We start from the raw sequence: 25,546 nt of genomic DNA, 5'->3' as shown, positions 1-25,546 counted from the left end.
TCCCCGGCTACGGCACCACTGGCCGGGGGATGATCTCGGCCACCGGCACCTGCGCTGAATCCGGTGGACCGGGCGGGGTCGGCTGCGTCGGGAAGGTGCCCTCCCAGCCGCCGCCCAACGCCTTCGAGAGCGCGACGAAATCGGTCGAGAGCGCGGCATTGGCCTGAGACAGGTTCGTCTCGGCCTGCAACACGACCTGCGCGTTCTGGAGCACGGTGGTGAAGATCTCGACGCCTTGTGTGTAGCGCGCCCGGGCGAGGTCGAGGCCCCTGCGGGCATCGCCCACCTGCCGGGCGAGGCGGGCGCGGCGCCCGGCATCGCCCTGGAGCGAGGCCAGGGCGTTGACGACTTCGTGCCACCCCTGGAGCACCGCCTTCTGGTAAGCGATGGCCGCCTCCTGCTGCTGCGCCTGCCGCAGGACGAGGTTCGACCGGAGCCGCCCGCCCTCGAAGAGCGGGATCGAGATGGACGGGCCGATATTCATGTATTGCAGCGACGAGCCGCGGAAGATCTTGGCCGGATCGATGGCGTTGACCGTCGGGCTCGCGGTGAGCGTGACGCGCGGGAAGAACTCGGCCTCGGCCTCGCCGATCTCGGCGATGGCCGCGTGCAGGCTGGCCTCGGCCTGACGGATATCCGGCCTGCGGCGCAGGAGCCCGAGGGGATGCCCAAAGGTGCCTTCGGGGGCACGGGCGGGATGCCGCGTGCGCCCGTCAGGTCCTGCGCAAGGGCCAGCGGCGGCTCGCCCAGCAGCAGCGAGATCGCGTTGATCTGCTGGATTTCCTGCTGCTGCAAGGGGGGATCTGCGCCTGGATCGATTCGACCTGCGAGGCGGCGCTCGCCACGTCGAGCCCGGTGACGAGGCCCTTCTGCTGGCGGATGCGGACCACGTCGAGGATCTGCTGGTTCACCCGCACATAGGACTGATAGATGCGGATCAGATCCTGTGTGCCGCGCAACTGGATGTAGTCGCGGGCGAGTTCTCCCTGCGCCGAGACCAGGGAAGCCCGACGCCGCTCGGCCGAGGCCTCGGCCTGCGCCTGGGCGGATTCCACCGAGCGCCGCACCCGGCCCCACAGATCGAGCTCCCAGGAGGCGTCGAAACCCAGCGTGTAGCTCTCGAAGCCGTTGGTGAGCGGCGCCGTTGGATCGGTGCCGCCGGTCAGGCCGCCGAGGGAGCCTGAGAGCAGGCCGATCGTGCCGTTCTTGCTGAATTGCTGGCGATAGGCCGAACCCGTGCCGGAGAGCGTCGGCAGGGCGGCCGCCGCGCTGGTGCCGAGTTGCGCGCGGCTCTGGAGAAGCCGGGCGCCCGCCGTCTGCACGTCGAGGTTCTCGGCGGCGATCCGCGCTTCGAGCCCATTGAGGACGGGATCGCGGAAGGCGCGCCACCATTCCACGTCCGGCGGGGCCTCCGTCGTGCCGCGCAGAAGCGGGAGGGAGGTGTGGACCGGCCGCCCCGGCGAAGGCTCGACATAGGTCGCCGACGCCGCGACCGAGGGCACGGGGCGCACGAAATCCGGGCCTACGACGCAGCCGCCGAGGATGTCCGCGAGGCCCAGCGCCGTGACGCCCGCAAGAAGGGTATCGAGGAAGCGGATCGCCATGTCAGTGCCCTCCGCCACCGCCGCCCTGGGCGGTCTTGGCCGAGATCAGGAAGCAGAACGGCACCACGAGGAAGGCGATGATGGCCGTGTATTGGAAGACGTTACCGTAGGCGAGGATCGAGGCCTGCTTCATGTACGTCTGGTAGGTATAGGACACCGCCTGCTGGTGGACGGAATCGGCCGCGCGGCCGAGCGTGCGCAGGGTGTGTTCGCTCTCCTGAACGAAGGTGTTGTAGCCCTGACGCAGCGGCGTCATGAACGACGAGAGATGCGCCTGGTCGGCCTGCCGCCGCTCGGTCACGGCGGCGGTCGAGAGCGAGATTCCGAGCGATCCGAACACGTTGCGGAACATCGAGAACATGGCCGCCCCGTCGCTCCGGTATTTCTGCGGCAGCGTCAGGTAGGTGATCGTCGAGATCGGCACGAACAGGAAGCCAAGCGCCGCCGTCTGCAGCGAACGCATGATCACGAGGGTCTTGAAGTCGATGGTGGGGCTGAGCTTGCTCGAATACATGAGCGCCACGCCCATCAGCGAGAAGCCGAACATCACGATATAGCGGGTCTGGACGACCTTCATCAGTTGCCCGACGAGGGGGATCATCACGATCACCACCATGCCGCCGGGCGAGAGGATCAGGCCCGACTGCAGGGCCGGGTAGCCGAGCACGTTCTGCGCGAATTGCGGGATGATGACGGCGCTGGCGTAGAGGGCGAAACCCATCGCGCCGATCAATATGCAGCCGATGGAGAAGTTCTTGTCTCGAAAGACATCGAGGTCGATGATCGGCTTCTTCGCGATGAGCAGCCAGCAGATCGCGAAGAACACGCCGAGGCCGCCGATGATCGTCATCGTCACGATGAAGGGCGAGCCGAACCAGCCGTCGTCCTCGCCGCGATCCACGGCGATCTGCAGGCAGCCGATGCCGATCACGATGAGTGACAGGCCGATATAGTCGATCCCGCGCTTGCGGTTCTTCTTGGCCTGCTCGTGGGGTGGGTCCTGCACGAGGATGCCGTTCAGGATCACCGCGAGGATGCCCACCGGAACGTTCACGAAGAAGATCCAGCGCCAGTCGAGGTGTTCCACGAGGTAGCCGCCCAGCGTCGGCCCGAGCACGGGCGCGACGATGGTCGCCACCGCCGTCACGCCGAAGGCGGCGCCGCGCTTGGCGGGCGGGAAGGTGTCGAGGATGATCGCCTGCTGGCTCGGCTGGAGACCGCCGCCGAAGAAGCCCTGCATCAGCCGGAACAGGATGATCTGGCCCAGGCTCTGCGCGATGCCGCAGAGGAAGGACGAGACTGTGAACATCGCGATGCAGATCAGGAAGTAGCGCTTGCGCCCGATCGTGTCCGAGAGCCAGCCGGCGATGGTGAGCACGATGCCGTTGGCGACGAGGTAGGCGGTGAGCGTGTAGGTCGCCTCGTCGTTCGAGGCGGCCAGCGAACCGGCGATGTAGGGCAGCGCCACGTTGACGATGGTCGTGTCGAGGATCTCCATGAAGGCCGCCATCGTCACGACGATGGCGATCAACCAAGGATTGTGGGCAGGCTTCCAGGGCTGGTCCGCCGCCGCGCTCATTTGAGCATCACCGTGGGCTCCACGCTGATGCCGAGCGGCAGCGGCTCCTCGGGCTTCAGGCCGGAATCGATCACGATCTTCACCGGTACCCGTTGGACGATCTTGATGAAGTTGCCCGTGGCGTTCTCGGCCGGGAATGCGGAGAATTTCGAGCCGGACCCGCGCTGGATCGAATCCACGTGGCCGTGCAAGTCGAGATCGGGGAAGGCGTCGACGGTGATCGTGACCTTCTGGCCCGGCCGCATGCCGTCGAGTTCGGTTTCCTTGTAGTTCGCCGTCACCCAGACGTCGGTGGTCACGAGGGACATGACCTGCGTGCCCGACGAGACGTAATTGCCGGCATTGACGTTGCGGCGAGTCACCCAGCCATCCTGCGGCGCGCGCACCACCGTCCATTCGACGTTGAGCTTCGCCTGATCGAGGCGCCCCTGCGCCTGCTCGATCTGACCCTCGGTCTGGCTGACCTGCTCCTCGGATTGAGCGATGTTCTGCTTCACCGGCTCGGCCTGGATCAGGCGGGCCTGCGCCTGCTCCACCTGCGCCTTGGCTTGGGCGAAGTTGGCCGCCGTCGTGTCGATCTCCTGCTGTGTCGTGGCGAGCTTCGGCAGGCTCTTCTGCCGGTCGTAATTGGCCTGCTGCAATTGCAGGTTGGCCTTCGCCGCGTCGAGATTGGCCTTGGCCAGTTCGAAGGCGGCGGGGAAGTTCTTGCGGGCGATCTCAACGCCGAGCCGTTGGCTCACGGCCTGCGCCTTGGTGGTGTCGAGCTGGCCCTGCGCCTGCTCCTGGCTGAATTGGTATTGCCGGGGATCGATGTGGAACAGCGGATCGCCCTTGTGGACGAATTGATTGTCCGTGACGTCGAGGCTGACGACCTGTCCCGAGACCTGGGGCGCGATGGTGACGATGTTGCCGTCGGTATAGGCGTCGTCGGTGAAGGCCTTGCCGCGGTTCGCCAGCCAGTAATAGACGCCGCCACCCGCCAGCAGCAGGACCACGAGCGCTGCGATGCCGAGCACCAGCGGCCGACGCTTTTTACGCCGCGCCTGCCCCTCCTCCTCGTCGTCCTGAGCGGGGGAGGAAGCATCCTTCTCGGCAGACTTCTTGTTAGCGGATTCGCCGCCGCCCTTTCCATTCTTGTTGGCGGAAGGGCTCTCGTCGGACGAGGCGTCGCCATCGTCCTCGTCATCCGGGGCGGCACCGAGATCGAGATAGTCCCGACGCCGAGCAGCCGAGCGGCTACGCTCCCGGCGCTGAACACGCTCGTCGTCGTCGCTCTCACGCATGCCCGGAACTCGTCGTGGGATCGGTCCGCAGGCTGATTGCCGCGGCATATCCGAACCGTTAGGTACGCTTATAAGAGGGGCGTCGAAGAGAATGTCAATTGCGGACACGCCGCCTCCAGGGCGGCGCAAAAGCCCCGTGCCGAGGGGGCGGCGGCGGCGGGAAGAGATCCTAGCCGTGGCCGAGCGGCTGATCCTCGATCAGGGGTTTGCCGAGACGACGATGCAGCGCGTGGCGGAAGAAGCAGGCGCCTCGAAGGAGACCCTGTACCGCCACTTCAAGAGCAAGGACGACCTGCTCCTCGAGATCGTGCTCGCCCGCACCAGCGACCTGCGCAAGGCGCTCGATGCGAGTTTCGCGAGCGGGGCGCCCCTGTCGGTGGTGCTGCGCGAGACCGGTCGCAGGTTGCTGGAACGCATGGGCGGGGCGTCGGTGATCCCGCTCCTGCGCATCGTGATCACCGAGACCGTGCGCAATCCGGAACTGGGCCTCGCGCTGTTTACCGCGGGACCCGATCAGACGGCACGGCGGCTCGCGGACTGTCTCGCGGCGGCGAAAGGCCGCGGGGATTTCCACGGCGAAGATCCGGCGATGGCGGCGTCGTTCTACATCGGCTCGGTGATGGGCAACGCCACGCTCATGAACCTGCTGCGGCCTGTGGAACGGCCCATGACCCGGCAGCAGATCGACCAGCGGGTCGATGAGGCGGTCGCCCTGTTCCTGGCGCGCTACGGAAACCCGCCTCAGGGCCTGGGCGGCAAGTAGCCCTTGGCCGCGAGCCATTCGGACAGGCCACGCGTGATGGCCTCCTGCACGGACGGCCGGGGCTCAGGCTGGTCCGCGATCCAGGCGCGCAGACCCTCCGCCACCGAGGCGGGAAGCTCCGAAGCTTTGGCCTGAGCGCCCGCCTCGAGCAAAGCCTCCGCCGCAATCTGTGCGATACTTGCTGCAATCCTCTCCATAGCGCCAATACTAACAACAAACCGAGAACTTTTCATCTATCCGAAAGGCCCAAGTCTCCCTCTGGCCGGACGCGGCGAATCTGCGCACCCGCGAGAGAAAAGCCGCCACCTGACAAGCGCGGCCCGTTGCCCGGCTTGAAACCGCCTGCCGTTCCGGCGACACCCCTTCTCTGGACTTGATCCAAAAGACACGAAGGGCGGGAGACGATGGGCGGCACCGAGCCGGGTACCGAGGCGGAAGCGTGCGAGCGTGTGCGCGCGGCGGCCGCCCGGCCAGAGCGCCTGCGGATCGTCGGCAGCGGCACGAAGGCGGGCCTCGGGCGCCCACCACAGGACGAGGCCAGCCTGTCGGCGCGGGGCCTGACCGGCATCACCCTCTATGAGCCCGCCGAGATGGTGATCGGCGCCCGCGCGGGCACACCCCTCGCCGAAGTCGAGGCCCTGCTCGCCACGAAAGGCCAGATGCTGCCCTTCGAGCCCATGGATTATCGCGGCCTCTACGGCAGCACCGGCGAGCCGACGATCGGCGGCGTGGCGTCGATCAACAATTCCGGCCCCCGCCGCATCAACGCGGGCGCGGCCCGCGACAGCCTGATCGGCGTGCGCTTCGTCAACGGCAAGGGCGAGGCGATCAAGTCGGGCGGCCGGGTGATGAAGAACGTCACCGGGCTCGATCTCGTGAAGCTCATGGCGGGGGCACACGGCACCCTCGGGCTGCTGACCGAAGTGACCTTCAAGGTCTTGCCGGCCAACGAGCGGGTGGCGACCCTGGTCATCCCCGGCCTGGACGATGCCCGCGCGATCGAGGCCCTGGCATCGGCCCTGGGCTCGCCCTTCGAGCCGACCGGCGCGGCCCACCTGCCCGCCGGGATCGGCGGCAGCGAGGCGCGGACGCTCGTGCGGATCGAGGGCTTTTCGGATTCGATCACCTACCGGCTCGGGGAGCTGCGCCGTCTGCTGAGGCGGTTCGGCGCGCCGGAGACCCTCGATGGCGAGGCGGGCGCTGCCCTGTGGCGCGGGGTGCGAGACGCGTTGCCACTGGCCGAGCCGCGCGAGGACGCCCTGTGGCGGATCTCGACGGCGCCCTCGAAGGGCCCTGCCCTCACCGCCGCCATCGCCGCGAAGCGGGAGGCGCGGTGGTTCTTCGATTGGGGCGGCGGGCTCGTGTGGCTCTCGACGTCCGCTGCGGGCGATGCCGGGGCGGAGGCGATCCGCACTGCGGTGCGGGCGCAAGGGGGCCACGCGACGCTGGTTCGCGCCCCCGATGCGGTACGCGCCGCCGTGCCGGTCTTCGAGCCGCTGCCGGACGCCTTGATGCGCGTGACGGCGGGGATCAAGGCGGCGCACGACCCGCATGGCATCTTCAATCCGGGCCGGATGTACGCGGGCGTCTAGGCCGCCCTCCGACCCTCGCGACGACGCGGACGAGACGACGCAGGATCACACCGTGCAAACCAATTTCACCCTCGCCCGCTCGCCGACCCCGCCATGGCTGCGTCGGAGAAGATCCTGCGCACCTGCGTGCATTGCGGCTTCTGCACGGCGACCTGCCCGACCTACCTGCTGCTCGGTGACGAGCTCGATTCCCCGCGCGGCCGCATCTACCTGATCAAGGACATGCTGGAGGGCGGCAAGGCGGCGAGCGCGGAGGTGGTGCGCCATGTCGACCGCTGCCTCTCGTGCCTGTCGTGCATGACGACCTGCCCCTCGGGCGTCCACTACATGCACCTCGTCGATCATGCCCGCGCGCATATCGAGGAGACCTATCCCCGCCCCCTCGGCGACCGGCTCCTGCGAGCCCTGCTCGCCTTCGTGCTGCCCTACCCGGCGCGGTTCCGGGTCGCGCTGTATGCAGCCAAGCTCGGCCAGCCCTTCAAGGGCCTCGTCGCCCGCCTGCCGCAGGTCGGGCGGCGGCTTGCCGCGATGCTGGATCTCGCCCCGGCTGCGATGCCCGCCGCCAACGCCACGAACCGTCCCGGTACCTTCCCGGCACTGGGCGGCACGGCGAGCAAGCGCGTCGCCCTCCTGCGCGGTTGCGCCCAGAGCGTCCTGCGACCCGACTTCAACGAGGCGGCGATCCGCCTGCTGAATCGCCACGGCGTCGAGGTCGTGCACGCGCAGGAAGGCTGCTGCGGGGCGCTGACCCATCACATGGGCAAGGAGGATTCCTCCCACGCCCTCGCCAAGCAGGCGATCGACGCCTGGGACGCCGAGATCGCCAAGGGCCTCGATGCGATCCTGGTGACGGCCTCCGGCTGCGGCACGACGATCAAGGATTACGGCTTCATGTTCCGCGAGGACCCCGCCTATGCCGAGAAGGCGGCGCGGGTGTCGGCCCTGGCCAAGGACGTGACCGAGTTCTGCGCCACCCTGCCCCTGTCGGAGCCGGTGGTGGAGAGCGACCTCGTCGTCGCCTACCACTCGGCCTGCTCAATGCAACACGGCCAGGGTCTGCGCACCGAGCCGAAGGCGCTGCTGGCACGCGTGGGCTTCACGGTGAAGGATGTGCCGGAGGGCCACATCTGCTGCGGCTCGGCGGGCACCTACAACATCCTCCAGCCGGAGATCGCGGAAAAGCTGCGCGAGCGGAAGGTCGCCAATATCGAGCGGATCCGCCCTGATGTGATCGCCACCGGCAATATCGGCTGCGCGACGCAGATCGGGAAGGGAACCGCCATCCCGATCGTTCACACGGTGGAATTGCTCGATTGGGCGACCGGCGGTCCGAAGCCCGCCGCGCTCGTGGCTCACCGCCCGCATCTCGCGGCTGCGGAATGACAAACGCGTGACATGATCGCGCGGGCGGCCCTTGCCAAACCGCTGCCACGGTTTGTAATGGTATGGACCCCTTTCCGGTCTCGCCTGTCGCCAATGCGACCCGCGGACGCGGCCGAGTTTCGATGTGAAGACGGACGCGGCGTCGGGGTGGGCTTTAGCCCGCTCGGTCGATGGCGGACCTTTCAAAGTCCGGATGGGGTCGGACGATGCGGCGATGTTCGCCGCACAGGAATTCACGGCCGGGCACAAGACCGGCCGAGATGCTTTCGTGAGGTCGGGAGAGGATGGAGGGACGCACAGCACCGCTTGCCGCTGCTCGTGCTCCGCGCGCACGCACGTCGCGCCGCGCCGTCGTCTTCATCCACCCGGCCAGTTTCAACCCCAGGCGCCCAGGGCGCCAGAAGGCGGTTGACGGCACAATCCCATCCCTCCTCCCCGCGGCCTCGGTGACGAGGCCGGCACCATGCCGAGCGGCTTTGCCCGCTGGCGAGGCGCCGCCGGGGCTCCGGGCACGGAACGAGACGTCGGCCGCCATGCCGAGAGTTCGTCATGGCCAACAAGATGCTCATCGACGCGATGCACCCGGAAGAGACCCGGGTCGTCACGGTCCAAGGTTCTAAGGTCGAAGAGTTCGACTTCGAATCCGCCAGCCGCAGGCAGCTGCGGGGCAACATCTACCTCGCCAAGGTCACGCGCGTGGAGCCCTCGCTCCAGGCCGCCTTCGTGGAATACGGCGGCAACCGCCACGGCTTCCTGGCCTTCAACGAGATCCACCCCGACTATTACCAGATCCCCCTTGCCGACCGGCAGGCCCTCCTTGAGGAGGAGGCCCGCGAGGCCGAGGAATATCGTGAGCGCGAGGAGCGCCGCCGCCGTTCGCCCCGCCGCTCGCGCGGACGCCGCGCCGAGGCCCGTTCGCGCCGCGACGAGACCGTGAGCGCCGAGGACAACGCCGAGGCCGTTCCGGCCGTCGCGGGCGAGGAGATCCTGGCCGCCGGTCTGCCGGATGCCCTGGCCGACAACGCCGAGGCCGTGCGCGAGGAACTGGCGACCGAGGGTCAGCCGGTCGAGGGCACCGAAGCGCCTGCCGCCACTGAGGAGCCCGCACCGGGCGAGCCCGTGGCCGCCGCCACCGAACTCGATTCCGAGGTTCCCCCGGAGGCGGTGATCGCCGTCACCGAGGAGCTGACCGCTGCCGAGCCGGACGCCGTCGAGACCGACGAAGCGGACGAAGCCGCCGAGGATGAGGACGAGTCCGACGAGGACGACGACGAAGACGAGGCGGACGACGAGGACGAGGACGAGGAAGACGACGAGGAGGACGAGGGCGAGGAGGATTCCGACGATCCGGACGCCGAGCCCAAGATCGCCCAGGTCGGCGGCAACGGCGACGCGCTCGCGGAGATCCCCGAGCGTCCCCGTGCGCCCCGCCGCCATTACAAGATCCAGGAGGTCATCAAGCGCCGCCAGATCATCCTCGTGCAGGTTGTCAAGGAAGAGCGCGGCACCAAGGGCGCGGCCCTGACGACCTACCTGTCGCTCGCCGGGCGCTATTCCGTGCTGATGCCCAATACCGGGCGCGGCGGCGGCATTTCCCGCAAGATCACCTCCGCGGCGGATCGCAAGCGGCTGAAGGAGGTCGTGGCCGATCTCGACGTGCCGGAGGGGATGGGCGTCATCCTGCGCACGGCGGGCGCCTCGCGCTCCAAGCCGGAGATCGCGCGCGACTTCGAGTACCTGATGCGCCTGTGGGAATCGGTGCGGGAACTGACCCTCACCTCCATCGCGCCGACGCTGGTCTACGAGGAGGGCTCGCTGATCAAGCGGGCGATCCGCGACCTGTACAATAAGGAGTTGGACGAAGTCCTCGTCGCGGGCGACGACGCCTACCGCGAAGCCAAGGACTTCATGCGGATGCTGATGCCCGACCAGACGAAGGTCGTGAAGCCCTACCGCGACACCACGCCGATCTTCGCCCGTTTCGGGGTCGAGCAGCAGCTCGACGCGATGTTCTCGACCCACGTCTCCCTGCGCTCGGGCGGCTACCTCGTCATCAACCCGACCGAGGCGCTGGTCTCGATCGACGTGAACTCGGGCCGCGCGACCCGCGAGCACGACATCGAGGATACCGCCCTGAAGACGAACCTGGAGGCCGCCGAGGAGGTGGCCCGCCAGCTTCGCCTGCGCGACCTCGCGGGCCTCATCGTCATCGACTTCATCGACATGGAGGAGAAGCGGAACAACCGCGCCGTCGAGAAGAAGCTGAACGAGTGCCTGAAGAACGACCGCGCCCGCATCCAGGTCGGCCGGATCTCGCCCTTCGGCCTCATGGAAATGAGCCGCCAGCGTATCCGCACCGGCCTGCTCGAATCCTCCTCGATCCCCTGCCCGCATTGCGGCGGCTCGGGCTTCGTGCGCGCTACCGCTTCGGTCGCCCTCCACATCCTGCGCTCCATTGAGGAGGCTCTGCTCAAGTCCGCGAGCCACAACCTCATTCTGCGCACCCGGACCGAGGTGGCGCTCTACATCCTCAACCAGAAGCGCGCGCATCTGCGCGAGCTCGAGGTCCATTTCGGCGTCACGGTCACCATCGCCGCCGACGAGCGCCTGCCCGCGACCTCCGCCTTCCAGGCTCGACCGGGGCGATCCCGCCCAGCGGGCCGAGGGTCCGGTGACGGGCGTGCGTGCCACCGCGATCTCCCCGTCCATGGAGTTCGAGGACGAGATCGAGGCCGACGAGCCCGAGACCGCCGAGGCATCCGAAGCCGCCTCCGGTGAGGCCGGGACCGAGGAAGCGCGCGAGGATGGCGAGGGCCGCCGCCGCCGCCGTCGCCGTCGCCGCCGTGGTGGTCGCACCGATGGCCAGGAGGCCCGGGAAGCGGGCGCCGACGAGGGCGATGACGAGTCCGAGGACGAGGCCGCCTCCGCCGAGGGCGACGAGGAATCGGGCGAGGCATCCGAGGCTGCCGACGCGGCTCCCGCCGAGGGCGAGGAGTCGCATTCCGGGAACGGCGACAAGGGCCGCCGCCGCCGCCGGGGCCGCCGTGGCGGTCGCGGCCGGATGGATCGCAACGGCCAGCGCGAGGACGAGGCCGAGGGCGACAGCGAGTCGTCAGAAGGCTCGGACGAGCCGGTGGCCGCCGTCCTCGCGGCCGAGGAGCCTGTGAGCGCCGAGACCATCGAGGCCGTCGCGGATTCCGCGCCGCCCCGCCCGGCCGAGCAGCCTGTAAGCGCCGATGAGGTCGGGCAGGCCTCCGCCAAGTCGATCCCGGTCGAGGCCGCTCCGGTAGAAGCCGCCCCGGCAGAGCCTGCTCCGGCGGAAGCCGCTTCGGGCGAACCCGCCGCCCCGGCGCCCGTCGAGCCCCCGGCCGAGCCGGTGGCGGTGGTCCTCAGCGCACCTTCCGACCCCAACCGCCCGAAGCGGGCCGGCTGGTGGTCTCGGACGAAGGCCGCCCTCACGGGAGAGTGATCTCTCTGTCCACAAGGCGCCCCGTCCCGGATCAGTCCAGGGCGGGGCGCTCTCATTTGGGGGTGTCGGGCTCTATAGCCCGAGCACGACACGCCTTTCTTGAGCGAAAGCCTCCAACTGCGGTGGCTGGCGGCATGAATGCTTGGCATCCAGTCCACCAGAATGGGCCCCGCGGATTTCACGCGCCGTGAACATTTCCTTCACTGCCATCCAGCATTGTTTCGGGAGAAGCGTATAAATCTGAGGTGAGGCACCGGATGTTCGGTCTCCAGAGAAAATCTCGAACCGCCGAGCTGAGCCCGGTCACAGCACCTGGTTCGATCAGCGAGACCTCCGCCGCAGCCCCGGCCACCCTCGCGCCCGTTCCGGTTGCAGCCCCGGTCGCTGTCATCGTGGACAAGGAACTCGTGGCTCTCCCGGGCCTGCTGTCGGCGGCGGCCTCCGAGGCGGGAACGTCGCTCGGCTGGATGGCCTTCGATTCGTCGGGCATGGCGGAGCAGGCGCGCCTGATGGCCGCCGCGACGGAGGAACTGGCCGCGACGACCCGCGAGATTGCCGCTCGCTCGGCCGATGTGGCCAGCGGCGCCGAGGAGGCGAGCGGCGGCATCGCCGCGTGCGCCGACGATATCCATCGTGCCTCCGACGGCATGCGCCGGATCGAGGGTGGTGCCGACGAGATCGGCCGCCGCCTCGATGGCTTCTCGCAGGCCGCCGCGCGTATCGAGGAGATGGCCGGTGCCATTGCCGCGATCTCCGGCCAGACCAACCTGCTCGCCCTCAACGCGACGATCGAGGCCGCCCGCGCCGGGGCCGCCGGACGGGGCTTCGCCGTCGTCGCCGCCGAGGTGAAGGCTCTTTCGGCCCAGACCGCCCGCGCCACCGACGAGATCCACCAGCGCATCAAGAACCTGCGGGACGAGATGTCCGCCATGCGGGAGGCCGTCAGCGAGAGCCGCGAGGCGGTGAAGTCCGGCGCCCAGGCCATGTCGCAGGCGAGCGCCCGCGTGGAGACTGAAAGCGCCAAGGTCGCGGCTGTCTCGGGCGAGATGCGCGTCGCCGCGAGCCTTCTCGACCAGCAGATCCAGGCGACGAGCGAGATCGCCGAGAGCGTCGGGCGGGTCTCGGCCGGAGCCGAGAAGGCCCGCAAGGAGATCACTGACGCCATCGACCGGATCGACCGGATCGAGTCGCTGAGCCAAGCGCTCCTCGACAAGCAGACCGGCGACACGATGCAATTGCGGCGGGCGCGCCTGCCGGCGGATTGCGCCGCTTGGCGCCGCCGCCTTGCGACCGTGCTGATCGGCATGCGCCGGGCCGATCTCGACCAGGGCGAGATTGCCCCCCACCCAGCCTTCGAGGGCAAGGTGGAGACGGCCCTCGCCAAGGCCCGCACCGAGTGCCGCGCGATGATGTCCCACGTCCAGGGATCTCGCTGGGATCAGGCCAGCGCTGCCTTCCAAGCCTTCGAGGCCGCCCTCACCGAGGCCCAGGCCGCGGCGGCCTAAGCGTCAAAGACCCAAGACCGTCATTCCGGGGCCGCACAGCGGAACCCGGACTCAGAGCCTCGACCTTCACCGGTCGGGGCTCTGTGCTTTCGAAGCCCCCCGTCGCGGTTCAGGAGCCGGTGCTTCGGCCTCCGGCAAGCCCTGGAGCGACGAGCCTCCGCGATCAGCCTGCTTTGGCGTGATCCACAGGGAGGTAATCCTCCACCGGCTGCGCCGGGCCGCCGCGCATCAGCGTATAGAGGAACGGCACGAGCAGCAGGGTCGCGGGCGTCGCGAAGGCGATGCCGCCCATCACGGCGCGGGCGAGCGCCGCGTTCTGCTCGCCGCCCTCCCCCGTCCCAAGGGCCATCGGGATCAGCCCGAGGAACATGGCCGAGGCGGTCATCAGCACCGGCCGCAGCCGCGTCTCCCCCGCAGCGATCGCCGCCTCCCAGGCGCTGCACCCGGTCGCCTCTCGATGCTCCTTCGCGAAGGTGACGAGCAGGATCGAGTTCGCCGACGCAATGCCCACCGACATGATCGCCCCGAAGATCGACGGGATCGAGAAGGTCGTGCCTGTGACGAACAGGCCGGTGGTGATGCCGCAGAAGGCGATGGGCAGCGCAGCGATGACCACGAACGGATCGCCCCAACTCTGATAGTTCACGGCCATCAGCAGGTAGACGGCCACCAGCGCGATGCCTAGGCCGATGCCGAGCCGCAGGAAGGCCGAGCGCATGTTCTCGATCTGGCCGCGCACGGTGATCTTGTCGGGGGCCTGAAGGTTCTTCTGCTCCTCCTGCACGATCCGGTCGATCTCGCGGGCGACCGAACCGAGATCGCGGTCCTGGACCGAGGCGAAGATGTCGTAGGTCGGCTGGATGTTGACGTGGTTGATCACCGTTTGCGTCGGCACCCGGCGGAGATCCGCCACGCTCGACAGTAGGGTGAGTACCCCCGGCCCCGAGCCCGCCGTCACGCCCGCGCGTACGAAGAGCGGCGTGTTGCGCAGATCGGTGAGGGAGGCGTTGCGGTATTCCGGCGTCTGCACCCAGAGCTGGTAGGGAATACCGGTCTTCGGGTCGGGCCAGAAGTTCGGCGTGACCTGATAGCTGCCCGACAGCGAGATGTTCATGTTCTGCGCCACCGATTGCTCGGTGAGGCCCAGTTCCGAGGCGAGGCGGCGGTCGACGTCCACATAGAATTGCGGGACGTCGACGATCTGTTGGAGATGCACGTCCACGAGGCCCTTGGTGTCGCGCAGGCGGCGGACGATGTTCTGCGCCACCTCCAGATCCTTCTCCTTGTGGCGGCCTGAGACCTGCACATCGATCGGCGTGATCACGCCGAAGTTCAGGATCTGTGTGATGATGTCGGCGGGTTGAAAATAGACGATCAGGTCGGGGAAGCGCTGCATCAGCACCTCGCGCAGGCGCTTCTTGTAGCCCGCCACCGAGCCGTGCTCCTCCTTGAGGCTGATGAGCATCTGCCCATCGTTGTACGAGACGAACGACCCGTCCGAGAACGCGAAATTGTAGTTGATCGAGGGCACGCCGATATTGTCGAGGATCTGCTCCAGCTCGTGCTCGGGGATGATCTCGCGCACCACGTCCTCGACCTGCGCGAAGACCTGTTGCGTCGTCTCGATGCGCAGGCCCGCGCGGGCGCGCAGATGCATCGTCATCTGGCGCGATTCGATCTCCGGGAAGTAATCCTGCCCGGTGAAGACGAAGAGCGTCCCGCCGAGCGCCAGCACCACACCCGTCACCGCCAGGGTCGCGAGGCGATGGCGCAGGGTGGCATGAAGCAGCCCGACATAGCCGCGATGGAAACGGTCGAAGCGACGCTCGAAGCTGCGGTGGAAGGCGCCCGCGAAGCGGAGCACGGGGGCTCCCAGCACGCCGGCGACCCGGCCGATCCGCGTCCTGCGCGGTGGCTCGCCGCCGGTCTTGTGGTCCTTCGCGTGCTTGGCCGCGTATTCCGGCGCGACGATCACGTCGATCAGGAGAGGCACCAGGGTCCGCGACAGCAGGTAGGAGGTCAGCATCGCGAACACGACCGCGAGCGCCTGCGGCGTGAACAGGTATTTCGGCGTGTCGGTGAGGGCGAAGACGGCGGTGAAGGCGGCGCAGATCGACAGCGTCGAGATCAGCGCGGGCTTGGCGATGCCCGCCGCCCCGTGAACCACGCTCTCGCGGAACTCCTCGCCCTCCTCGAACAGGCGGTAGGTGTTCTCGATGGCGACCGTCGCGTCATCGACGAGGATGCCCACCGCCAGAGCGAGGCCGCCCAGCGTCATGATGTTGATGGTCTGGCCGAGCGCCGCCAGCACGGCCAGCGAGGTCATCACGCAGAGCGGGATCGAGATCAGCACGACCACCGTCGAGCGCCAGGAGCCGAGGAACAGCAGGATCGCGAGGCCGGTGAGCGCGGCGGCGATGGCCGCTTCATGCAGCACGCCCTCGATGGCGTTCGACACGAAGACCGACTGGTCGAACAGCAGCTTGATGTTCATGCCCTCGGGGGCGGCGGCGTGGATCGTCGGCATCGACGCCTTGACGTTGTTGACGACGCTTAGCGTCGAGGCGTTGCCGTTCTTGATCACCTGCATCAGCACGGCCTGGCTGCCGTCCGCGCGCACCACGTTGATCTGCGGCGGGCCGCCATCGCGGACGAAGGCCACGTCGCGCACCAGCACCGGCTGACCGGCCACCACCTTGATCGGCGCGACGTTCAGCGCCTCGATCGAGGGTGGGGTGGCGTTGAGCTGGATTGGGTATTGCTGCTCGCCGATCTTGGCGAGGCCTGAGGGCACGGTAAGGTTCTGCGCCGTCATGGCGTTGGTGACGTCGAGCGGCGTCAGCCCGAGCGCCTGAAGGGCGTTGAGGTCGAGATCGACCATGATCTGGCGCGGCGCACCGCCGAAGGGCGCGGGCAGCGTGGAGCCCGGCACCTGCGCCAGGGTCTGGCGGATGCGGTACTGCGCGTAATCGTAGATCTCGTTCAGGCTCTGACGCGCCGAGGACAGGGCGAGCTGGATGACCGGCACGGAGGAGGCCGAATAGCGCACGATCACCGGCGGCTGGATGCCAGGCGGCATCGCCGCCCGGATCGAATTCGTGGACGACACCACCTGCGCGATGGCGAGGTCGATGCTGACGCTCGGTTCGAAATAGATCCGCTGGACCGCCGTGCCCTGCAAGGTGGTCGATTCCATGCGGCGGATGTTGTTGACGTTGTTGGAGATGCCGAACTCGGCATAGGTCGTGACGCGGGTTTCCATCTCCGGCGTGGACAGGCCGTTATAGGTCCAGACCACCACGACCACGGGAATGTCGACGACGGGCAGCACGTCCTTTGGCATGACGACGACGGCCCCCAGGCCGCCGAGCATCATGAGCACCGCGAGCACGTAGGTCGTGATGCGGAACTTCAGGGCATAGAGGACGAGGCCCATGCGATCTCCGGGGCCGCCATCCGAACCGGCGCGACGACCAACAGGAGTGAGCTAGCGCAGCCTTTTCCGCAAGCACTGTCCCGCAATGCCGCAGGGATCTTTGAGTTGTTTCTGGCGGAAACACTGTATCGGAACGGCCATTGCCAGCAGCCCGAAGCAATGATGGCGAATGGTCAGCGCAGCAGCGCCGACTTCTCCACATCCAACGAGGTCGCGATCTCATCGAGCGCCGTGTGCTCCACCGCGCTGATGCCGCCGAGATCGGCGACGTCGGCGGCGATCAGGAACACGTCCTGCCGCTGCTCGATCGGCCGCCCGGCGATGGCCGAAGCGGCGCGTAAGTTCTCGATCCGCCCGGCGCGGGTCTTGGCGCGGGCGATGGCCTCGTACAATTCCTGTTCGACGCGCAGGGTGTCGTAGGATTTCTCGAGAATCGGGTTGGCGCGGATGCCGACGATCGCCGCCTCGACCTCTTCCTCGGCCACGTCGCCATCCGCGACGATGACATTGGCTGCCGCCGAGACCGCCGCCTGGAGGAACATCGCATCACCGGCATAGGACATGATCGTCCGGCCGAAGCGAAGGATGGCGTCCTGAAAAATACTCATGCCCCTCTCCCGTTGATTGAAGATGGCGGGAGAAGGGGCACCAGAGTCAAGCTTCCCCTCAGCAGCAGCGGAAGCCGGAGGTGTTGCCGACGCCGAAGCGGGCGTTCTCCCGGTTGCGGAAGAACTCCGTCTCGGTCATCGGCTCCCGGTCGGGATGGGTCCGGCGGATATGCTCGGCATAGGCGGTGTAATCGCCCTGCCCCACCATCAGCCGGGCTCCGTCGCAGACGCATTTCGACAGCGTCTTGAGACGGTCGCGAAATCCAAGCGCCTGCGCCATCGCCTTACTCCGCCGCCACCATGCGGGGCTCGGTCTCCAGCGCGGTCCAGCGGTCGGCCCGCAGGGCCTTCACGCAGGCCATGATGCCGAACACCCCGATCGCCACGACGAGCGCGATGAACAACGCGGCGAGCACCGCGTCGATCCGGTCGTTGAGGATGATCTGGCTCATCTGCCCTGCATTCTTGGCGGGCGGCAGCAGCTTGCCCTCGGCCGCGGCCGTGGCGTAGCGGTCGGCATGGGCCAGGAAGCCGATCTTCGGGTCGGCGGAGAAGATCTTCTGGTAGCCCGCCGTCAGGGTGCAGATGCACAGCCACACGGTCGGGATGATCGTGACGAAGGCGTATTTCTCGCGCTTCATCTTGAAGATCACCACGGTGCAGAGGGTCAGCGCCACGGCCGCGAGCATCTGGTTCGAGATGCCGAAGAGCGGCCACAGGGTGTTGATGCCGCCCAGCGGATCCGTGACGCCCTGATACAGGAAGTAGCCCCACGCGCCGACCGAGATGGCCGTGGCGAGGATGCTCGGCACCCAGGCATCCGTGCGTTTGAAGCCCGGCGCCATCAACCCCACGAGATCCTGCACCATGAAGCGGCAGGCACGGGTGCCCGCATCCACGGCGGTCAGGATGAACAGCGCCTCGAACAGGATGGCGAAGTGATACCAGAAGGCCATCATGGCCTTGCCGCCAATGGCGGAGGAGATGATGTGCGCCATGCCCACCGCCAGCGTCGGGCGCCGCCCGCGCGGGAGATGATGGTGTGCTCACCGACATCGGCGGCGGTCTGGGTGATGACTTCCGGCGTCGTCGCGAAGCCGAGCTTGGTGACGGCGGCGGCAGCGGTCTCCGGCGTGGTGCCGACGAGGGCGGCCGGGGAGTTCATGGTGAAGTAGACGCCCGGATCGATCACGCAGGCCGAGACCAGGGCCATGATCGCCACGAAGGATTCCATCAGCATCGCGCCATAGCCGACGAAGCGGGAATCCGCCTCGTTGGCGATGAGCTTCGGCGTGGTGCCCGATGAGATCAGCGAGTGGAAACCCGAGACCGAGCCACAGGCGATGGTGATGAACAGGAACGGGAACAGGCTGCCCGCCCAGACCGGGCCGGTGCCGTCCACGAACTTGGTCATGGCGGGCATCTGCATGTGCGGCGCGACGACGGCGATCCCCAGCGCGAGGCCGACGATGGTGCCGATCTTGAGGAAGGTCGAGAGGTAGTCGCGCGGGGCGAGCAGCAGCCACACCGGCAGGACCGAGGCGACGAAGCCGTAGCCGATCAGCATCCAGCACAGCTGCGTGCCGGTGAAGGTGAAGGCCGGGCCCCAATACGGGTCCGCCGCGACCTGCCCACCTCCGAAGATGGCGGCCATGAGCAGGACGAAGCCGAGGATCGAGACCTCCCCGATCTTACCGGGGCGGATGTAACGCGTGTACAGGCCCATGAAGATGGCGATCGGGATGGTCGACATGACCGTGAAGGTGCCCCACGGGCTCTCGGCCAATGCCTTCACGACGATCAGCGCCAGCACCGCCAGCAGGATCACCATGATCAGGAAGGTGCCGATGAGGGCGATGACGCCCGGGATCGGGCCGAGCCCGAGCGGATCAACTCGCCGAGCGAGCGCCCGTCCCGGCGCATGGACACGAACAGGACCACGAAATCCTGCACCGCGCCCGCGAGCACGACACCCGCCAGGATCCACAGCATGCCGGGCAGGTAGCCCATCTGCGCGGCGAGCACCGGGCCGACCAGCGGGCCCGCGCCCGCGATGGCCGCGAAGTGATGGCCGAACAGCACGCTCTTGTTGGTGGGCACGTAGTCGAGACCGTCGTTGTGGCGCAGCGCCGGGGTCTCGCGCTTCGGATCGAGGCGCATCACCTTGTCGGCGATGAACTTCGAGTAATAGCGATAGGCGATCAGGTAGACGCAGACCGCCGCGACGACGATCCAGAGGGCGTTGACCGCCTCGCCGCGCTCGGTGGCGACGATGGACAGGGCGGCGGCACCGAGCGCCCCCACGAGGGCCCATGGCCCGTGTTTCTGAATGGCGGTCATGGCGTGGCCTCCCCGGCCCACACTCGCTTGCCCCTGACAGGGCCCGTGATCTGGCCGCGTTCTGCCGGAAATTTTACGCCGTGCAAAGATTTTCACGCATCCCGCCACAGACAAACGGGGGCTCGTTGTTCGCCCGCGGCGGGCTGCTATAGGTCGATTACCCGCCGCCGACCGGCGGGATGGAGACGCGGGCCACTCCAATAAGGCCTGCGGCGTTCGGGTGGAGACGGATGATGGCCAAGGTCGCTTTCCTGGGGCTCGGCGTGATGGGCGGGCCGATGGCCGGGCATCTCGCGAAGAAGGGCCACGACGTCACGGTCTACAACCGCACGGGCGCCAAGGCGGAAGCCTGGGTGAAGGCCCATGGCGGCGCCCATGCCGCGACGCCGCGCGAGGCCGCCAAGGGCGCCTCGATCGTGTTCGCCTGCGTCGGCAACGACGACGACCTGCGCAGCGTCGTCCTGGGTGAGGATGGGGCGCTCGCCGGGATGGAGCCGGGCGCGGTCTTCGTGGACCACACGACCGCCTCGGCGGAAGTCGCCCGCGAACTCGCGGCCGCCGCGCAGGAGAAGGGGCTCGGCTTCATCGACGCCCCCGTCTCGGGCGGACAGGCCGGTGCCGAGAACGGCGTGCTGACGGTGATGTGCGGCGGCGAGCCCGAGACCTACGCGAAGGTCGAAGAGGCGATTTCGAGCTTCGCCCGCGCCTGCCGTCTCATGGGCCCGGCGGGCTCGGGCCAGCTTACCAAGATGGTCAACCAGATCTGCATCGCGGGTCTTGTTCAGGGCCTTTCGGAGGGCGTGCACTTCGCCAAGCGCGCAGGCCTCGACGTCGAGGCCGTGCTCGATGTCATCTCGAAGGGCGCCGCCGGCTCCTGGCAGATGGAGAACCGCGGCAAGACCATGAACCAGGGCAAGTTCGATTTCGGCTTCGCCGTGGACTGGATGCGCAAGGATCTCGGCATCCTGCTCGACGAGGCCCGGCGCAACGGCGCGAAGCTGCCGGTCTCGGCGCTGGTCGATCAGTTCTATTCCGAGGTGCAGTCCATGGGCGGCAACCGCTGGGATACGTCGAGCCTCGTCGCCCGCCTGGAGCGGTAACGGGACCGGGCTCGGCGGCTCAGCTGTCGCTGCCGAGCCCGAGACCGCGAATGATGTCGCCGATCGGGTCGATGCGCTGTTCCTTGGGCGCCGGAGCGGGGGCGGCGGCCACCGGCTGGGCCGGGCGCTCCAGGGCTGCCTGACGGACCGGGGCCGGGCGCTGCGAGACCTTGCGGCGGTGGGCGCCCGCCTTCCGGCGGGGGTCAGGCGAGGCTTCGGCAAGGCGAGCCGGAGCGGATGAAGAGGCGTCCGCCTTGGCCGAGGTCCAGGCCACGGGAGCCGGAGCCTCAACCTTCACAGGCGCCGGAAGCTCGGCCTGCTTGGCAACCGGCTGGAGGGCGGGCGGGTTGGTCCAGGACGTGGCCTGTGACGCCACCGTCGCGACGGGCCGCGACGGGTATGTCGTGCGCTCGAAGTTGCCCGGATGCAGGATATGCGCTGCGGCGACGAGGCCGAAAGCTGCAATCGCTGTCGTGGCGATGGTGGACTTGAAGTGTTCCATGGCGCTTCAACGAGCGGCCAAGCTAATGGTTCCGCTTCGCCCCCGTGAAGACTTGACAAGCTCAGTCTTGGGGAACGCCGGCCGCCGTTAACCTGTCGGGCGCGGGCTGCGGGGCTGTGCGATGGCACAGGTGTGGTCCATGATGTCCTCGGCGCTCGCCCGGCGGGCGCGATAGGCGAGGAGGATGACGCCGGGCTCCGGGTCGTCGGGCCGGGTCGCCACGGCCGCGAAGCTCGTGCGCGTCAGGTCCCGCCGCCCGGGCAGGCTCGCGATGGCGGCGAAGGGATTGAAGGTCTCGACCTCGGCGGCGCGCACCCGCATCGCCTGAAAGCGGTCGCCGGCCAGGGGCACGGGGAACGGCGCCCAGGCCTTGCGCACGTCGCGACCATGGGCACCGAGCGCTTCCAACACCTTCGGACGCAGGCAATCGAGATGGATGTGCAGCTGATCCTGGCTGCGCCCCCAGGCGGAATTCACCGCCAGACCGATATCGGCCACCGGCACGCGGTCCCCGAGGGAGTCGGATACGAGACGCCGGGCCGCCAGCGCCGCGCGCCAATAGGCCAATCCGGACGCTCCGCGCAGACGCGCGGATTCCAGGCCCGAGACCGTATCGGTGGGCATCAGGACGAGATGCGTCGGCTCTCCCGGCGCCCGCAGAACCGCCGTGCCCGGCCGATCTTCGCCCCCGAGATCGACCGAAAGGCAGGGGAAGGTGCGGTTGGCTACCTTCTTCGCCAGCACGCAGGTCTTCAGCGCCATCCAGAGGACATCGCGGGTCGGGTCGGGTCCCGCCGCGGCGGGGAAGGCGAGCACCAGCCCGATCAGCCCCGCCGAGAGTGCGATCCGCCGCCTGCGCGGCCCCTCAGTGCTCATGCCCGTGATGCTTGTGTCCGTGATCGTGCGCGTGATCGTGGTCGTGGCTGTGCGCGTGGCCATGCGAATGACCGTGATCGTGGTCATGGGAATGGCCGTGTGCATGATCGTGCGAATGCTCGTGCCCGTGATGGGCATGATCGTGGTCGTGGTCGTGATGGTGGTGGCCGTGATCGTGCGAATGATCGTGGCCACAGGTGCTGTGATCGTGAGCAGCCTTTTCCGGGCTGAAGGCGCGGCTCACCGGGGTCGCGACGCAGCCGCCGCCACGGACGAGTTCGGCATTGGCGGGCGAGGCGGGGATATAAAGTACATCGGCGCCGACTTCGGCCTGAACGTGGTTGCCGCCAAGCTGCCAGGCAAGTCGCATCAGCCGGGCCGGGTTCTCGGCGCGCACTTCGAGGAGGGGTTCGGCGGCCGCCTTCACGAGGACGAGGCGGCCGTCCTCCAGGCGCAGAGCATCGCCATCTTCCAGGGTTCCGGCCTTGGGCAGGGCCGGAGCGAAGGCGAGGCCGCCCATCGCCGTCAGCGTCTCCGGAAGGGCGGCGCGGGCGCCATGATCGAGTTCGACCGTGTCGGTCACGCGGTCGGCGCGCACGGCCGGGCGGCGGACGATCGTAGTGGCTTTCAGCATGGAGGCCTCGGAATCCGGCGGCGGCGCGGGCGGGCCGCTTCAGACCAGTGGCATAGGGCCGGAGGAACACGAGACGCAACTGCTCTCGCAAAGCGCCAAGCTTCGGCGGAACCTTGGCCTTAGGAAGGCGTTCGGTTCCTGCTAAGCTCGATTCGCATCCACAACGGCAAAACCCGAAAACGGGTGCATAGGGGAGTTGTAGAGATATGAAGAAGACCATTGCGGCCGCCCTCGCTGGGCTCGCGGCGCTCTCTCTCGGCGCCTGCAACACGCCTGAGGATCGCGCCCTCGGCGGCGCTGGCCTCGGCGCCCTCACCGGTGCGGCCATCGGCGCGGCGGCGACCGGCCGGGCCGGCGGCGCCCTCGCGGGTGCGGCCATCGGCGGCGCCGGCGGCGCCATCGTCGGCGCCTCGACCGCGCCGCGCTGCCCCTACGGCACCTACCGCGACGCCTACGGCAACGTGTACTGCCGCTAATCGGCATAGGGCCAGGCGCATCCCGGCCCTTCCACCCCGGACGCCGCCGGTTTATCCGGGGGCGGCCGGGGCATCCCGGCGGATGACCCCACAAGCCGCCCGATGATGCAAGACAGCCGGACGCTCTCGCCCCGCGCCTCCGGAATTTGGGGAAAGCTCGGCGGCGCCGGTATCGGTCTCGCGGTGGGCGGCCCCCTCGGCGCCCTGATCGGCGGCGTAGCCGGACATTTCCTCGTGGACCGGGTCGGCGCGCCCTTCGGCCCCACCCCGCGCGACGTGATCTTCACCACGGGCCTCGTGGCGCTCGCGGCCAAGATGGCCAAGTCGGACGGCGTGGTCGCCCCGTCCGAGGTCGATGCCTTCGCCCGTGTGGTCCATGTCGAGCCGGCCGCCCAGGCAGGCGTGACCCGCCTGTTCGACCTCGCCAAGCGCACCACGGACGGTTTCGAGGCCTATGCCCGGCAGCTTGCCGTGACCTTCGGCGACGAGCCGGGTCTGCTCGAGGATGTGCTCGACGGCCTGTTCCAGATCGCAGGGGCGGACGGCGCCATCCACGCGTCCGAGGAGCAGTATCTGCGCGCCGTCTCGGCCATCTTCGGTTTCGACGAGGCCGCGTTCCGGCGTATCGCCGCCCGGCACGTGCGGCTGCAGGACGATCCCTACGAAGTGCTGGGTCTCGACCGAGACGCCGACGATGCCGCGCTGAAGGCCCGCCACCGCAGCCTCGTCCTGGAGCACCACCCCGACCGCGCCCTCGCCCGGGGCTTGCCGCCCGAGGCGGTCGCCATCGCCAGCACGCGCCTCGCCGCGATCAATGCCGCCTACGACCTCATCGCGGCGGAGCGGGGCCTAAGGTAAGTCAGGCCCGGCACAGGACAGAAGCCGCACCGGATAGTGCACCATGCGCCGGTCGGCGGTCATGAACGCCGCATCCTCGGCGATGGCCTGCGCGACGAGCAGATGATCGAACGGATCGCGATGCGCGGAGTCGACCGGGAGCCGGTCGAGGGCGAGGAGATGATCGACCGCGAGGTCGAGGCGAGCAAACCCGCCCTCCGCCACTGCCGCCGCGATCGCGCGGATATCGGCCTGAAGCTTGCCGATCCGCGTCTTCACGACGATTTCCCACAGTGACACCGTGCTGACGAGCACGTCGTTGGCGGGATCGGCGATCAGGTCTCGCCCGCCGGGCCCGAGGGCCGCATCGTCGTTCAGCCACCAGAGCAGGGCGTGGGTGTCGAGGAGAAGGCGCATGCCCGCCCGATCACTCATCGCCTTCCATCGCGGCCAGCACGTCCGCCGGGAGTGCATCGAAATCGGGCGCAAGCACGATCCGGCCACGCAATGCCCCCGGCCGACGCGGTGGACGAACCTGAGCGGAGGGTGGGCGGATCTCGGCTAGAACCTCGCCGTTCGAGGTCACGAGGAAGGTCTCACCGTCACGGGCTTGGCGCAGATAGCCCGAGAGATGCTCGCGAAAGGCGCGGATCCCTACTTGCTGGGGTGCCATTCTGTTCCCCGTTCAGCCATGCCTCTCGTGTTCGGTGTACGCATGATGCGTACACCGAAGTATCATGTCAATCGCATTCCGGCTCCGACGTGCTAAGGGCTGCGGCACAGGACAGAAGCCACCCATGACCCTCACACCCGACACCCCCCTCGCCCGGAAGGTGGCGCCCTCCCCGAACCAGGGCGAGCGGCGCGGCGGGCTGCGGCCGGATATGCTGGTGCTGCACTACACCGGCATGCAGAGCGGGGCGGCGGCCTTGGCACGGTTGCGCGATCCGCTGAGCGAAGTCTCGGCCCATTACGTCGTGTTCGAGGATGGCGGCACGATGCAGCTCGTAGCCGAAGCCGCGCGGGCTTGGCACGCGGGGGCGGGGTCGTGGAGGGGCGCGGGCGACATCAACTCGCGCTCCATCGGCGTCGAGATCGTTCATCCCGGCCATGCCGGGGGATTGCCGCCCTATCCCGATGCCCAGATCGAGGCGGTCCTCGCGCTCGGCCTCGATATCGTGGGGCGTTGGGGCATCCCGAAGGAGCGGGTGCTCGCCCATTCCGACATCGCGCCGGATCGGAAGGAAGATCCCGGTGAGACCTTTCCGTGGCTGCGCCTCGCCCAAGCCGGACTAGGGCATTGCGTGCCGCCCGCCCCGTTGCGGGACGGACGCTTCTTTGCGGAGGGCGATTTCGGCCAGCCGGTCGAGGCACTCCAGGCCATGTTCGGCCTGTACGGCTACGACCTGAGAGTGAATGGCACCTTCGACGCCCAGACGAAGGCGGTGGTCACCGCCTTCCAGCGGCATTTTCGGCAGGCGAGGGTCGATGGCGTCGCCGATAGCTCCACCATCACCACCCTGCGCGACCTGTTGGCGGCTCTACCTGCCCACTAAGCC

General features: G+C 68.3%; 21 protein-coding genes and 2 pseudogenes. 9 read left to right on the top strand and 14 right to left on the bottom strand.

Annotated features, from left to right (window positions below):
• Positions 1–7: 7 nt before the first annotated feature.
• The 4 genes from ACFQE0_RS09455 to ACFQE0_RS09440 form a co-directional block, all read right to left on the bottom strand.
• Positions 8–601: a TolC family protein gene (locus ACFQE0_RS09455; protein WP_465264087.1), complete on the bottom strand. Its 594-nt coding sequence runs from the start codon at positions 599–601 to the stop codon at positions 8–10.
• Positions 602–713: 112 nt separating this feature from the next.
• Positions 714–1,604, bottom strand: coding sequence for a TolC family protein (locus tag ACFQE0_RS09450; RefSeq protein WP_378969058.1), 891 nt, complete (start codon positions 1,602–1,604; stop codon positions 714–716).
• A gap of 1 nt (position 1,605) precedes the next feature.
• Positions 1,606–3,183, bottom strand: a complete 1,578-nt coding sequence (locus ACFQE0_RS09445; RefSeq protein WP_378969056.1) for a DHA2 family efflux MFS transporter permease subunit — start codon at positions 3,181–3,183, stop codon at positions 1,606–1,608.
• Positions 3,180–4,466, bottom strand: a complete 1,287-nt coding sequence (locus tag ACFQE0_RS09440; protein WP_378969053.1) for an HlyD family secretion protein — start codon at positions 4,464–4,466, stop codon at positions 3,180–3,182. The genes ACFQE0_RS09445 and ACFQE0_RS09440 overlap by 4 nt, the downstream gene beginning before the upstream one ends.
• Before the next feature lie 175 nt (positions 4,467–4,641).
• Between ACFQE0_RS09440 and ACFQE0_RS09435 the strand changes: the two genes are divergently transcribed.
• Positions 4,642–5,229, top strand: coding sequence for a TetR/AcrR family transcriptional regulator (locus ACFQE0_RS09435; RefSeq protein ID WP_378969051.1), 588 nt, complete (start codon positions 4,642–4,644; stop codon positions 5,227–5,229).
• Here the strand turns inward: ACFQE0_RS09435 and ACFQE0_RS09430 are convergent.
• Positions 5,208–5,381, bottom strand: coding sequence for a hypothetical protein (locus ACFQE0_RS09430; protein WP_378969049.1), 174 nt, complete (start codon positions 5,379–5,381; stop codon positions 5,208–5,210). The genes ACFQE0_RS09435 and ACFQE0_RS09430 overlap by 22 nt on opposite strands.
• A 252-nt stretch (positions 5,382–5,633) precedes the next feature.
• Between ACFQE0_RS09430 and glcE the strand changes: the two genes are divergently transcribed.
• The 4 genes and pseudogenes from glcE (at position 5,634) to ACFQE0_RS09410 (ending at position 13,178) form a co-directional block, all read left to right on the top strand.
• The gene (glcE, locus tag ACFQE0_RS09425; protein ID WP_378969047.1) at positions 5,634–6,821 is read left to right on the top strand and encodes a glycolate oxidase subunit GlcE; all 1,188 of its coding nucleotides are present in this window, start codon (positions 5,634–5,636) and stop codon (positions 6,819–6,821) included.
• A gap of 93 nt (positions 6,822–6,914) precedes the next feature.
• Positions 6,915–8,204 carry a glycolate oxidase subunit GlcF gene (gene glcF / locus ACFQE0_RS09420; RefSeq protein WP_378969045.1) on the top strand — a complete coding sequence of 430 codons (1,290 nt, stop codon included), beginning with the start codon at positions 6,915–6,917 and terminating at the stop codon, positions 8,202–8,204.
• 549 nt (positions 8,205–8,753) lie between these two features.
• Positions 8,754–11,673: pseudogene (locus tag ACFQE0_RS09415) on the top strand (Rne/Rng family ribonuclease).
• A gap of 257 nt (positions 11,674–11,930) precedes the next feature.
• Positions 11,931–13,178, top strand: a complete 1,248-nt coding sequence (locus ACFQE0_RS09410) for a methyl-accepting chemotaxis protein (protein WP_378969042.1) — start codon at positions 11,931–11,933, stop codon at positions 13,176–13,178.
• Between the two features lie 163 nt (positions 13,179–13,341).
• On the opposite strand, the gene ACFQE0_RS09405 is transcribed toward ACFQE0_RS09410, so the two are convergent.
• From ACFQE0_RS09405 to ACFQE0_RS09390, 4 genes and pseudogenes are all read right to left on the bottom strand, one after another.
• Positions 13,342–16,614, bottom strand: coding sequence for an efflux RND transporter permease subunit (locus ACFQE0_RS09405; RefSeq protein ID WP_378969040.1), 3,273 nt, complete (start codon positions 16,612–16,614; stop codon positions 13,342–13,344).
• 173 nt (positions 16,615–16,787) lie between these two features.
• Positions 16,788–17,222, bottom strand: a complete 435-nt coding sequence (locus ACFQE0_RS09400) for a tellurite resistance TerB family protein (RefSeq protein WP_378969038.1) — start codon at positions 17,220–17,222, stop codon at positions 16,788–16,790.
• 58 nt (positions 17,223–17,280) lie between these two features.
• Positions 17,281–17,502: a YbdD/YjiX family protein gene (locus ACFQE0_RS09395; protein WP_378969036.1), complete on the bottom strand. Its 222-nt coding sequence runs from the start codon at positions 17,500–17,502 to the stop codon at positions 17,281–17,283.
• Positions 17,503–17,506: 4 nt separating this feature from the next.
• Positions 17,507–19,562, bottom strand: a pseudogene (locus ACFQE0_RS09390) (carbon starvation CstA family protein).
• Positions 19,563–19,795: 233 nt separating this feature from the next.
• Here ACFQE0_RS09390 and ACFQE0_RS09385 point away from each other — a divergent pair.
• Positions 19,796–20,662, top strand: coding sequence for an NAD(P)-dependent oxidoreductase (locus tag ACFQE0_RS09385; protein ID WP_378975394.1), 867 nt, complete (start codon positions 19,796–19,798; stop codon positions 20,660–20,662).
• A 19-nt stretch (positions 20,663–20,681) separates the two neighbouring features.
• On the opposite strand, the gene ACFQE0_RS09380 is transcribed toward ACFQE0_RS09385, so the two are convergent.
• The 3 genes from ACFQE0_RS09380 to ACFQE0_RS09370 form a co-directional block, all read right to left on the bottom strand.
• A complete protein-coding gene (locus ACFQE0_RS09380) occupies positions 20,682–21,164 on the bottom strand; it encodes a hypothetical protein (RefSeq protein ID WP_378969034.1) in 483 nt (160 codons plus the stop codon).
• Positions 21,165–21,251: 87 nt separating this feature from the next.
• Positions 21,252–22,040: a CDP-diacylglycerol diphosphatase gene (locus ACFQE0_RS09375; RefSeq protein WP_378969032.1), complete on the bottom strand. Its 789-nt coding sequence runs from the start codon at positions 22,038–22,040 to the stop codon at positions 21,252–21,254.
• Positions 22,030–22,674 carry an urease accessory protein UreE gene (locus tag ACFQE0_RS09370; protein WP_378969029.1) on the bottom strand — a complete coding sequence of 215 codons (645 nt, stop codon included), beginning with the start codon at positions 22,672–22,674 and terminating at the stop codon, positions 22,030–22,032. The genes ACFQE0_RS09375 and ACFQE0_RS09370 overlap by 11 nt, the downstream gene beginning before the upstream one ends.
• A gap of 206 nt (positions 22,675–22,880) precedes the next feature.
• On the opposite strand from ACFQE0_RS09370, the gene ACFQE0_RS09365 reads away from it, so the two are divergent.
• Positions 22,881–23,150 (top strand): hypothetical protein, encoded by a 270-nt coding sequence (locus ACFQE0_RS09365; RefSeq protein WP_378969027.1) that lies wholly within the window; start codon positions 22,881–22,883, stop codon positions 23,148–23,150.
• A gap of 102 nt (positions 23,151–23,252) precedes the next feature.
• Positions 23,253–24,008 (top strand): TerB family tellurite resistance protein, encoded by a 756-nt coding sequence (locus ACFQE0_RS09360; RefSeq protein WP_378969024.1) that lies wholly within the window; start codon positions 23,253–23,255, stop codon positions 24,006–24,008.
• Here ACFQE0_RS09360 and ACFQE0_RS09355 read toward each other — a convergent pair.
• Together ACFQE0_RS09355 and ACFQE0_RS09350 are read right to left on the bottom strand one after the other, a co-directional pair.
• Positions 24,000–24,404, bottom strand: a complete 405-nt coding sequence (locus ACFQE0_RS09355; RefSeq protein WP_378975392.1) for a type II toxin-antitoxin system VapC family toxin — start codon at positions 24,402–24,404, stop codon at positions 24,000–24,002. The genes ACFQE0_RS09360 and ACFQE0_RS09355 overlap by 9 nt on opposite strands.
• A gap of 10 nt (positions 24,405–24,414) precedes the next feature.
• On the bottom strand, positions 24,415–24,660 hold the full coding sequence (locus ACFQE0_RS09350; protein ID WP_378969022.1) for a type II toxin-antitoxin system Phd/YefM family antitoxin: 246 nt from the start codon (positions 24,658–24,660) through the stop codon (positions 24,415–24,417).
• A gap of 124 nt (positions 24,661–24,784) precedes the next feature.
• Here ACFQE0_RS09350 and ACFQE0_RS09345 point away from each other — a divergent pair, with 124 nt between their 5' ends.
• Positions 24,785–25,543: an N-acetylmuramoyl-L-alanine amidase gene (locus ACFQE0_RS09345; protein ID WP_378969019.1), complete on the top strand. Its 759-nt coding sequence runs from the start codon at positions 24,785–24,787 to the stop codon at positions 25,541–25,543.
• Positions 25,544–25,546: the final 3 nt, after the last annotated feature.

The organism is Methylobacterium komagatae, from assembly GCF_042661665.1.
In the GTDB taxonomy this organism is placed as follows: domain Bacteria; phylum Pseudomonadota; class Alphaproteobacteria; order Rhizobiales; family Beijerinckiaceae; genus Methylobacterium; species Methylobacterium komagatae.
Note: the sequence above shows the minus strand (reverse complement) of the source record. Positions and strands in the feature narration are given on the sequence as shown.